General features: G+C 65.6%; 6 protein-coding genes. 2 read left to right on the forward strand and 4 right to left on the reverse strand.

What is annotated here, in order from left to right:
* Positions 1–80: 80 nt before the first annotated feature.
* Positions 81–2,300 (reverse strand): catalase/peroxidase HPI, encoded by a 2,220-nt coding sequence (gene katG / locus VWP12_RS09130; protein WP_410473861.1) that lies wholly within the window; start codon positions 2,298–2,300, stop codon positions 81–83.
* Between the two features lie 400 nt (positions 2,301–2,700).
* Here katG and VWP12_RS09135 point away from each other — a divergent pair, with 400 nt between their 5' ends.
* Positions 2,701–4,164 carry a phospholipase D-like domain-containing protein gene (locus tag VWP12_RS09135; protein ID WP_410473862.1) on the forward strand — a complete coding sequence of 488 codons (1,464 nt, stop codon included), beginning with the start codon at positions 2,701–2,703 and terminating at the stop codon, positions 4,162–4,164.
* Between the two features lie 11 nt (positions 4,165–4,175).
* Here VWP12_RS09135 and VWP12_RS09140 read toward each other — a convergent pair whose 3' ends face one another.
* A complete protein-coding gene (locus tag VWP12_RS09140; RefSeq protein WP_410473863.1) occupies positions 4,176–5,060 on the reverse strand; it encodes an ABC transporter substrate-binding protein in 885 nt (294 codons plus the stop codon).
* Positions 5,061–5,078: 18 nt separating this feature from the next.
* On the reverse strand, positions 5,079–7,082 hold the full coding sequence (locus VWP12_RS09145) for a protein-L-isoaspartate(D-aspartate) O-methyltransferase (protein WP_410473864.1): 2,004 nt from the start codon (positions 7,080–7,082) through the stop codon (positions 5,079–5,081).
* Between the two features lie 227 nt (positions 7,083–7,309).
* Here VWP12_RS09145 and VWP12_RS09150 point away from each other — a divergent pair, with 227 nt between their 5' ends.
* Positions 7,310–8,503 (forward strand): ammonium transporter, encoded by a 1,194-nt coding sequence (locus VWP12_RS09150; RefSeq protein WP_410473865.1) that lies wholly within the window; start codon positions 7,310–7,312, stop codon positions 8,501–8,503.
* A gap of 80 nt (positions 8,504–8,583) precedes the next feature.
* Here VWP12_RS09150 and VWP12_RS09155 read toward each other — a convergent pair whose 3' ends face one another.
* Positions 8,584–10,926 carry a diguanylate cyclase domain-containing protein gene (locus VWP12_RS09155; protein WP_410473866.1) on the reverse strand — a complete coding sequence of 781 codons (2,343 nt, stop codon included), beginning with the start codon at positions 10,924–10,926 and terminating at the stop codon, positions 8,584–8,586.
* Positions 10,927–11,168 lie beyond the last annotated feature (242 nt).

An 11,168-nucleotide genomic window follows, 5' to 3' on the forward strand; every position in this document is an offset into this window, starting at 1 on the left:
CACCGATCCGAGGATCGATGGCCTTGGCGATTCAGGCGTCGACCGACGGGGATCTCCGCCGACCCCGCCGCTGCCCTCGGTCAGTTCAGATCGCAACGTCCGGCGTTCATCACCTTGTTCCATGCCGCGACGAAGCCATGCACGAACCGCCCGCCGGCGTCGTCCTGGGCATAGGCCTCGGCGATCGCCCGCAGTTGCGAGTTGGAACCGAACACCAGGTCGACGCGCGTGCCGGTCCACTTGAGTTCGCCGGTCTTGCGGTCACGCCCCTCGTAGATGTCCTCGTCCGCCTCGGTGGGCTTCCAGACCGTGTCCATGTCGGTCAGGTTGACGAAGAAATCGTTGGTCAGGGTGCCCGGTTCCTCGGTGAACACGCCGTGCTTGCTCTCCCCGTGGTTCGCGCCCAGCACCCGCAGGCCGCCGACCAGGGCGGTCATCTCGGGAGCCGACAGGCCCAGCAGCTGGGCGCGGTCGATCAGCATTTCCTCGTCGGAGACGGTGAACTTCGCGCGACGGTAGTTGCGGAACCCGTCGGCCTCGGGCTTCATCGGGTCGAAGGAATCGGCATCGGTCTGCTCGTCGGTCGCGTCGGTACGACCCGGCGCGAACGGCACCTCGACCGGGTAACCGGCATCCCAGGAGGCCAGCTCGATGGCCGCGGCACCACCCAGCACGATCAGGTCGGCCAGTGACACGCGCTTGCCACCGTACTGCGCGTCGTTGAATTCCTTCTGGATGCCCTCGAGGGTCTTGAGCACGCGGGCGAGTTGCTCGGGCTCGTTGACCTCCCAATCCTTCTGCGGCGCCAGGCGAATGCGTGCGCCGTTGGCCCCGCCGCGCTTATCCGAGCCGCGGAAGGTGCAGGCCGAGGACCAGGCGGTATAGACCAGCTCACGCACGGTCAGCCCCTTGTCCAGAATGGCCGCCTTGAGCTCCTCGGCGTCCTGCTCGTCGATCAGCACGTGGTCGACCGGCGGTACCGGGTCCTGCCAGATCAGGTCCTCGTCCGGCACGTCCGGGCCGAGGTAGCAGTCCTTCGGCCCCATGTCGCGGTGGGTGAGCTTGAACCAGGCCCGGGCGAAGGCATCGGCGAACTCCTCCGGGTTCTTGTGGAAGTGCTCGGCGATCTTGCGGTACTCCGGGTCCTCGCGCATCGCCATGTCGGCGGTGCTCATCATGATGCCGACCCGCTTGTTCGGGTCCTCGGCATCCGGGGCGTGATCCTTTTCGGCGAGATTCTTCGGCCTCCACTGCCAAGCGCCGGCCGGGCTCTTGGTCAGTTCCCAGTCGTAACCGAACAGCACGTCGAGGTAGGTCATGTCCCACTTGGTCGGCGTCGGTGTCCAGGACCCCTCCAGGCCACTGGTGATGGTGTCGCGGCCCTTGCCGCTGCCATAGCTGCTCTTCCAGCCAAAGCCCATCTCCTCGATCGGCGCGGCCTCCGGCTCCGGGCCAACGTGCGCGGCATCACCGGCGCCGTGCACCTTGCCGAAGGTATGGCCACCGGCGGTCAGGGCGACGGTCTCGTAGTCGTTCATCGCCATGCGCTCGAACGTCTCGCGGATGTCGTGCGCCGAGGCGAGCGGATCGGGTTCACCGTCCGGGCCTTCCGGGTTGACGTAGATCAGGCCCATCTGCACGGCGGCGAGCGGGTTTTCCAGTTCACGATCACCGGAGTAACGGCTGTGCGGCTTATCACTGGTGGCCAGCCACTCTTCCTCGGCGCCCCAATAAATGTCCTCTTCCGGCGCCCAGATGTCCTTGCGACCGCCGCCAAAGCCGAAGGCCTTCAGCCCCATGGACTCGAGTGCCATGTTGCCGGCCAGGATGTAGAGATCGGCCCAGGAGAGCTTGTTGCCATACTTCTGCTTAATCGGCCACAACAGACGACGGGCCTTGTCGAGGTTGGCGTTGTCCGGCCAGCTGTTGATCGGCGCGAAGCGCTGGTTGCCGGTCGATGCGCCGCCACGGCCGTCGGCGGTCCGGTAGGTGCCCGCCGAGTGCCACGCCATACGGATCAGGAACGGGCCGTAGTGGCCGTAATCGGCCGGCCACCATTCCTTCGAGTCGGTCATCAGGTCGACCAGGTCCTTCTTCACCGCCTCGAGATCAAGTTTCTTGAACTCCTCGGCGTAATCGAAATCCTCGCCCAGCGGGTTCGACACGGGGGTGTGCTGATGCAGGATGCCGAGGTTGAGCTGGTTCGGCCACCAATCCGTGGCGCCACCGCCGCCACCGCCCATCCTGGTACGGCTGCCGTGCATTACCGGACATTTGCCTGCGTTCGCGTTCTCGCCCATTTCCTTCTCCTCGTGGTCTCGGCGGAAGCCAACCGTTCAACGGCCGGCTCTCCGGATTCGCTCATGCGAAATGTCCCAGCGAGCGAACCCGCCGGGAAAACTGCTATGCCTACAACCATCCGTCCGACGCCTTCCCGCCTGCGTCATTCGATGGGTGCCTCACGACACTGGCGTCAGTTCACCAACTTAGGCTCCCCACGCACCCGCTGCAAATTGATTTTTCACCGCACTTTAATAGCGAGTGACTATCACCTCTCCCGCCGCTTCAATGGGTGCGTCGCGGCGATACCTGAGTTGCTTTCACCTGCGCCTCGCCACGCGTTGCGTGTAGGATTCCAGGCAGCGACCGGCCAACCCGACGGCCACGCATCACTCTCGCCCCATTCCGAAGCACAACCCCATGCGTCATAACCGCTACCGCCCCGGCAAACGCACGTTGATGGTCCTGCTGTCGATCGGCCTGCTCGCCTGGCTGATCGTCGGCACCTGGCACGTCTACAAGCCGATGCCGGGCGGGCTCGATGTCGCCACCTCGTGGGTGCCGGCAGAGGACGTGACCTTCCTTGCCGACACCACCTACACCGCCCCCAACGGCAAACGCGTCAGCGACCAGGAGATCTTCGATGCGATAGCGGACATGGTGGTCGGGGCGCGGGAGTTGCTCGTGCTCGACATGTTCCTGTTCAACGATTTCGCCGGCGAGGCCAGCGACGGTCATCGCCCGCTTTCGGCCGAACTGACCACGGCACTGGTCGAGCAGGAGCGCCGCCAGACGGATTTCGATACGGTGCTGATTACCGACCCGGTCAACACCGTTTACGGCAGCATCGAATCCGATCACCTCGAACGACTGCGCTCTGCCGGCGTGCGGGTCATCACCACCGACCTGGACCGACTGCGTGATCCCAATGCCCTTTGGTCCGGGCTATGGCGACTATGCTGCCGCTGGCTTGAGAGCGAACCCGGCACGGGCTGGCTACCCAACCCCCTGGCCGAGGACCGCGCCTCCACCCTCGACGCATGGATGCGGCTGCTGAATTTCAAGGCCAACCATCGCAAGACCGTGATCGCCGACCGGGGAGATGACTGGATCGGGCTGGTCACCTCGGCCAATCCGCACGATGCAAGCAGCCGTCACGGCAACGTGGCGCTGCGGTTTGCCGGTCCCGCGGCCCTGGACCTGCTGTCAACGGAGAAGGCTGCGGCAAGCCTGTCAGGGGCCGAGCGGGCCTTCACCCTGCCCTCGCCGCCCCGCGGGGACTATTTTGATGTGAACGAAGGGCGCTTGCGCGTGCTCACCGAGGCCCGCATCCGTGAAGCCGCCGTGGCGATCATCGAGGCAGCCGAGGACGGCGAGCGGCTGGACCTGGCGATGTTCTACCTTGCGCATCGGGAGGTGATCGAAGCGCTCAAGCGTGCCGCCGAGCGCGGGGTGAAACTGCGCGCCCTGCTCGATCCGAACCACGACGCCTTCGGGCGAACGAAAAGCGGCATTCCCAATCGCCCGGTCGGCATGGAGCTCCATCGCGCAGGCATCGAGGTGCGCTGGTGCGATACCGACGGCGAGCAGTGTCACAGCAAGTTGTTGCTCCATCACAGGGCCAACGGTTCGGCCCGTCTGCTACTCGGCTCGGCGAATTTCACCCGTCGCAATCTCGACAACTTCAACATGGAAACCAACGTCGACTGGCAGGCCCCCGCCGGCCACCCGGCACTGCAGGCCGCGAGCCGCTTTTTCGATAGCCGCTGGTCCAACGAGAACGGCGAACGCCACAGCCTGCCCTTCACCGAGTACGCCGATGACTCGCCATGGCGTTATTGGCGCTACCGCCTGATGGAAGCCACGGGCCTGTCGACGTTCTGAGGGTCACCGGGTCAGACGGGGGAAAACATCGCCTCGTAGCCGGCTTGATCCACCTGGGACAGGCCCAGGCGTTGGAACTGCTGCCACATGTCCCGCCAGCGCTCGACATCCGGCACGACCGGGGCCACCAGGCGGTGGCAGGTATCCCGAACGATTGCGTCCATCAGGTCGCTTTGCGCCTCACCGCTGTGTCGGTACCACAGCCGCATCGCCTCGTCGGGGTCCTCGCGGCAGAGCGTCGCCCCTTCCGAGGCGATCCGCGTGACCGCCTCGATCACCTCGGGATATTCCCGCTGGAAGGCCTCGCCGGTGAACAACTCAAGCGCCGAAAAGTTGGGCAGCCCCACCTCGACGCTGGAGATCAATCGCGCGGCCACGCCCAGCTCGCGGGCCTCGACCCCTTCGAAATTTGCGAAACATAGCCACGCTCCCTGGAAGCCCGCCTGCAGATTCTTCAGGTGCTCGAAACCGGCCGCCTCGATCTGCAGTTGCGATGACTCGAAGCGCATACCCTCGCGTTCGCACCAGCGCGCGACGATCAAACGGGCGAGATCATCCGTCACCTCGCCGGCCACCGGTGAGGCCACCCGGATCGTTTCCACGCGCGCGAGCGCCTGCTCACCCTCCGGGGTCAGCATCACCCCGCCCTCGGTCTCGAAGAAACACCCCAGCGCCCGCAGTCCCGGGCGCGCCTCGTCGATCATGTGCAGTGGCTCGTTGCAGGCAAACGCCAACGTGCCCTTGGCGACCTCCGCCAGACCGTCATAGTGGCCTTCTGGCTCAATCAACGTCAGATCCAGGCCCGCGTCACGGAACCAGCCCTTCTCGATGCCGGCAATGAACGGCAGGTGATCCGGGTTGAGAAACCACGCCAGTCCCAGTTTGATCGATTTCATGGGGTCTTCCTCGCGACGTTAGATGCCAAACGGGTAGGTGTCGGGTGCGCCTGCGAGTTCCCGGCTGTCGAGCGGCGTCACTGCCCGGCTGCGGTCGACCCAGATGTACTCGTCGAACTGCGCGGGCAATTCGGCATGAAAGTAGTGGCTGGCGCGCTCGGTTTCCGGGCGGTAGATCACCCCGACCGCCCTCTCCAGGCGTGGCTCGGCCAGGCCCTGGCGCACCTGGGCGTCGCCACCCTTCCCCAACGGCAACAGAAAACCGGCCCGACCGGACTCGTGGCAGAGACGCTCGTAGCTGTCGGGCAGTGCTGGGCGCAGGGTTTTGATCTCCATCGGTTCGTCCCAGTTGGATGCCGCTGCCACCGTGCCGGTGTCGGTGCCGAAACCGATGGAGTAGACCGCATCGCCGAAACGCGCCCGGCACAGCTGGCCGATATTGAATTCGCCCCGGCGTGACATGTCGGTGGCCTGCGCGTCGCCCACGTGCGAGTTATGTGCCCAGATCACGCCCCGACTGCCCTCGCCGTGATGGGCCAGCAGTGCTTCGAGGGTCTCGAACATGTGGCCATCACGCAGGTTCCAGGCACTGCGCGAGCCGTAGAACATCGAGCGGTAGTACTCCTCGGCATTTGCGACCAGGCGGGCGTTCTGCACCGCGTCAAGGAAGCGGTCGCCGTCCTGCTCGGCGTACTGGCGGTGCCGTTGCTGCAGGTCGCGCAGCATCTCGACCACCGGGGTCTCGCAGCCGACATAGCCGGGGCTCAGCGACATCCGGGCATAGTCGGCCGGGTCGGGCTCGAACGGTGTCAGGCATCCATAGCGCTCCCGGGCAACGGCCGCGGCCTCGGGATCAACGTCGTCGAGGTACTCGAGTACCGCCGCAATCGAGTTGTAGAGGCTGTAAAGGTCCAGGCCATGAAAGGCGACACGATCGGCGGGCGCCCGATCGGCATTGTGCTCGCGCAGCCAGTCGACGAACCCGCGCACCTCCTCGTTGCGCCACATCCAGGTGGGAAACCGGGCAAAGGCCGTCCATTCGGACGGTGGGTACTCGGCGTGTCGCACGTAGTGATCGATGCGGGCGGTGTCGGGCCAGTCGCCCTCGATGGCGACGAAATCGAAGCCCTTCTGCTCGATTAGTGCCCGGGTAATCCGTTGGCGGGCCCGATAGAACTCCGAGGTGCCGTGCGAGGCCTCGCCGATCAGCACCAGTCGCGAGGCGCCGATGCGATCCAGCAGGCCGGCGAGCGGCAGGTCGTCGACCGATTCGAACCCCTCGGCCACGTCGGCAATACGGCGACTCAACGACCGATCCCGCTCGGAGATCGGGTGCCGCCCGAACCCCCGCCGTGGACGCGCACTCGCCTCGTCCCAACCCGCCTCACCCAGCAGGGAGACGAATCGCACATCGGCCAGGTCTTCGTGGCGATACTCGTTTTCGCCCAGACGCGTGACCCGCACCAGTTCCTGTGCGCTTTCGTCTGGGCCCACCGGGATCACCAATCGTCCACCAACCGCGAGCTGGCGCTTGAGCCCTTCGGGGACGTTGGGGCTCGCTGCGGCCACCATGATCGCATCGAAGGGCGCGGCCTCGGGCCAGCCCAGCGACCCGTCACCCACACGCACCTCGACATTCACAAGCCGTTGGTCGAGCAGTGCGCGACTCGCTTGTTTCGCGAGCTCGCCGATGCGCTCGATGCTGTACACCTCACCGGCGATCCGCGCGAGCACCGCCGCGGCGTAGCCCGAGCCAGTACCGACATCGAGCACCCGCTCGCCGCCCTTGAGGTCGAGCGCCTCGATCATCATCGCGACGATCCAGGGTTGGGTGATGGTCTGGCCGGCCGCGATGGGCAGCGCGGTGTCGTCGTAGGCAAACTCGCGCAGGTCCATGGGCACGAACGCCTCTCGTGGCACCTGCCGCATCGCCTCGAGCACCCTCGGCGATCGAACGCCCCGGGCACGCACCTGGTAGTCCACCATCGCCTCGCGACGGGCCTTCTGGTCTGGATCGGTCATCGGTCACCCCCGGCGGGAACCGTCATGGAACACGAGGTCAGCTGAGCTTAGTCAATGCACGGCCGAACAGTGCTTGGCCGCGCGCCTTGCACCCCGGTTGTGCGCCCATGGACATCACTGCACCAGAGATAGGCAATCATCATGGGGCGAGTGCCCCGTAATGCGGCATGCGGCCATGGAACGATTCCTGCTCATGGTGCAGGCAACAACTCAGACGGGAGACTTCGATGGAAACCTTTCAGGACGGTGCGAACACCTTCTTTCTCTTGATCGGCGCGGCGATGGTGCTGGCCATGCACGCCGGCTTCGCCTTCCTCGAGGTGGGCACGGTGCGCGAGAAGAACCAGGTCAACGCCCTGGTCAAGATCATCGGCGACTTTGCCGTCGCGACGATCGCCTACTTCTTCATCGGCTACTCGATCGCCTACGGCATGGACTTCTACGCCGCGGCCGCCGAGCTCAGTGTCGGCAACGGCTACGAGCTGGTGAAGTTCTTCTTCCTGCTGACCTTCGCGGCGGCCATCCCGGCGATCATTTCCGGCGGCATCGCCGAGCGGGCCAAATTCTACCCGGTACTCGCGGCGACCTTCCTGATCGTGGCGTTCATCTATCCCGTCTACGAGGGCATGATCTGGAACGGCCGGTTCGGCCTGCAGGGCTGGCTGGAATCGAGCTTCGGTGCAGGCTTCCATGACTTCGCCGGCTCGATGGTGGTGCACGGCATGGGCGGCTGGATCGCCCTGGCGGCGGTATTGCTGCTGGGCGCCCGCCGCGGTCGCTATGGCAAGAACGGCATGGCGGCCCACCCACCGTCGAGCATCCCGTTTCTGGCCCTGGGCGCGTGGATCCTCACCGTGGGCTGGTTCGGCTTCAACGTCATGTCCGCCCAATCCGTCGAAGCCGTTTCGGGCCTGGTGGCACTCAATTCGCTTATGGCGATGGTGGGTGGGGTGCTCGCCGCCCTGCTCGTCGGTCGCAACGACCCGGGTTTCGTCCACAACGGGCCGCTGGCGGGTCTGGTGGCGATCTGCGCCGGCTCGGACATCGTCCACCCGCTGGGCGCACTTGCGATCGGCGCGGTCGCCGGTGCTCTGTTCGTCGCCACGTTCATCCTCACCCAGAATCGCTGGAAGATCGACGACGTACTGGGTGTCTGGCCGCTGCACGGGCTGTGCGGCGCCTGGGGCGCGATTGCCGCCGGCATCTTCGGGCTCGAAGCGCTTGGCGGGATGGGTGGCGTGAGCCTGATCTCGCAGTTGATCGGCACACTGGTGGGCATCACGATCGCCCTGATCGGCGGATTCATCATCTACTGGGCGCTCAAGCACACCGTCGGCATCCGCCTGACCGAAGAACAGGAGTTCGAGGGCGCGGACCTGTCGATCCACCGCATCAGCGCCACCCCGCCCAACGGCAGCTGATTCGGCGACAAGTCCAGCACGGACCCAGCACACCCCGAGCAATCGGGGCTTTATCCGAAGGCTCGGTGACGCCGCGCGCGTTACCGGGCCTTTTGCTGGTACATACCCTCGTCGGCGACCTGTAACAGGGCGTCCGGCGTGGTGCCATCGGCCGGGTAGATCGCCGAGCCGATGCTGACCGTGACCCGCACCGTCGCCTCGTCCAGCGACATCGGCCTCTCGACCACCTCCCGCAGCTTGTCGGCAACGGTGCGCACGTCCTCGGCATCGGCCGGACGCACGACGAGTACCGCGAACTCGTCGCCACCCAGACGCGCCACGCTGTCGGTCTCGCGGGTCTCCTCCTGCAACCGACGCACCAGGGTCACCAGGACCCGGTCGCCGACGTCGTGGCCGTAGGTGTCGTTGATGGGCTTAAAGTCGTCCAGGTCGAGGTAGAGCACCGCCACCAAGTCACCATGGCGCTCGGCCTCGGCGATCGCGCGACTCAGGCGTTCGTGGAACAGCACCCGGTTGGCCGCGCCAGTAAGGGGATCGTGGTGGGCGCGGTGCCACATGCGCCGCTCGCGGTCGTGGATGTCGCTAATGTCGCTAAACAACCCGACCAGCCGGCGCTCACCCCAGTCGAGGGTCAGTGCCGTCAGCGAGAGCAGCACCGGGGTGCGATCGCCGCTTTCCCGATCGAGCAGCATCAGCTCGCCTTCCCAGGAGCCCTGTTCCCGCGCCTCGCGCCAGGCCGTGGTCAGGTCCACGGCGTCGTCGCGCGCGGTACCCGCAAAGATCGTCTGCACGCGCAAGGACTCGGCCTGCGCTTCGTCCACCCCGACCAGTCGACGGAAGGAGGCGTTGCAGCGTCGCAGACGCCCCTCGGTGTCACAGACGAAGATCGCCTCGTGCGCCGACTCGATGATCGCCTCGGATTCCATTCGGCTTTCCGCCAGTGCCCGTTGCTCACTGACGTCCTGAACCGTACCGATCAACCGCTCGCGGCCATCATCACCAGTCTCGATCACGCCCCGCTCCAGCACGTGGCGCACCTGCCCGTCCGGGCGCAGGATGCGGTGCTCGATCACGAAGGGGGCACCGGTGGAAAACGAGTGTTCAGCGGCCTCGACCACCCGATCGCGATCGATCGGGTGCACCAATGCCATGAACGATTCGTAGGTCGGGTGGAAGGATTCCGGCCACACGCCGACGATGTCGTACACCTGGTCCGACCAACGGATCTCGCCGCCCGGACCGTCCGACTCCCAGTTGCCCAGCCGGGCGATCCATTGCGCCTGCTCGAGCCGCTGGTGTTCGTCGTGTAGGTCGTCGAGCAGGCGGGCCCGCGCGCGGGTGCCGAGGTAATCGCGGCGATCGAGCACCAGCAGGGTCGCGACCACCAGCAGCAGCAACCCCAGGGCGATGGCGATCTTCAACCACATCCAGCGCCACGAGACCGCCACCTCGGGCACCCGGTGATAACGCAACACCCACGCGGAGGCATCACCCAAGATGTTCTCAACCGGCAGAAACGAGATGACCACCGGGCTTGGGTCCAGCGAAACGAGGAAGAACGGCCGCCCCGTGGCCAATTTGCCGGCGGCTCGATCGGCCACCGCTGCCTCCAGGGCGTCCGCCTCGTCGATACTCCAGTTGCCCGCCGGCGGTAGCAGGGACGGGTTAGCGAACGGGTCGGCCTCCCGATCACGCAGGTAGTCCGGGTGGAGCGGCGTGCTTGCGTAGTACCGATCACGCGGCTGCCCCCAGACCTTCGAGTCGACCAGCGAGCGCGGCAATATCAGCCGATACAGGCTGGCATCGAGATCGACGTGGTGGATCAGGAAGGTGCGAAACGAGAACGAGGCCTCGACCGAGCCGACAAACTCGGTCTCGTACATCAACGGAAAGATGTGACGAAAGCCGTTGTAGACCCGCCCCTCCTCGAAGCCGAACACCGGGCGCCGGGTCTCGTTGACCAGCCGCAGGCCCGCCCGCACGTCCCAGAGTTCGTCACCAAACGCGCCGGGGCGGTGAAATCGCAGGAAACTCACCGCGCCGGGCAGGTGGAAGTGCAACTGGCGAAAGCCATTGTCCCGCATGCGCTCATAGACAGGCTTCAACCGGGCGTGCAAACGCTCACGCAACCGCGCACGATCGTCAGGATCGGTGGCTGTTGCCGCCTGGCGCATCAGTTCGACCACCCCGGGCGTGCCCAGTTGACTGGCAACCATCTCCTCGGCCAGCGTGCGCTGGTAGCTCTTGAGGAGGTCGTACTCCGTGACGAGGTGGCTCAACGCCTCCTTGCCGAGCGAACGCTTGAGATCACGGTGTGAGTCGACGAACGTCCACACCAGCACGGAAAACCCCACCAGCACGGTCAGGATAACCAGTGCATGACGGAGGTAGAGACGTCTGATGGGTGCTTGAGTCTGCGGCATCCGTCGTCCGTAGCTGATGAATGCCCCTCGCCCAGAGCCGGCCTCGGGCGGAGGGAATGCAAGCGAATTTATAACATGCCCCGGGCCTGACCGATGCCTGACCGACGGGGACAGCTGCGATGTTCCCCTACTCCAGATCTTGGTTGCCCACGGGCTCTCCGGGGCCTCTCCGGGGCGATACACACTGCCTCACTCGCAGGAGTTGGCGACCACCGAAAACAAGCAGGCACAAGAACAACCGG

The sequence above is a fragment of the Guyparkeria sp. TX1 genome (assembly GCF_046523965.1).
Lineage (GTDB): Bacteria > Pseudomonadota > Gammaproteobacteria > Halothiobacillales > Halothiobacillaceae > Guyparkeria.

What these genes read in the sequence shown, in the direction of transcription:
- katG (WP_410473861.1), bottom strand. Translation starts at nt 2,300, where the DNA reads ATGGGCGAGAACGCGAACGCAGGCAAATGTCCGGTAATGCACGGCAGC.
- VWP12_RS09135 (WP_410473862.1), top strand. Translation starts at nt 2,701, where the DNA reads ATGCGTCATAACCGCTACCGCCCCGGCAAACGCACGTTGATGGTCCTG.
- VWP12_RS09140 (WP_410473863.1), bottom strand. Translation starts at nt 5,060, where the DNA reads ATGAAATCGATCAAACTGGGACTGGCGTGGTTTCTCAACCCGGATCAC.
- VWP12_RS09145 (WP_410473864.1), bottom strand. Translation starts at nt 7,082, where the DNA reads ATGACCGATCCAGACCAGAAGGCCCGTCGCGAGGCGATGGTGGACTAC.
- VWP12_RS09150 (WP_410473865.1), top strand. Translation starts at nt 7,310, where the DNA reads ATGGAAACCTTTCAGGACGGTGCGAACACCTTCTTTCTCTTGATCGGC.
- VWP12_RS09155 (WP_410473866.1), bottom strand. Translation starts at nt 10,926, where the DNA reads ATGCCGCAGACTCAAGCACCCATCAGACGTCTCTACCTCCGTCATGCA.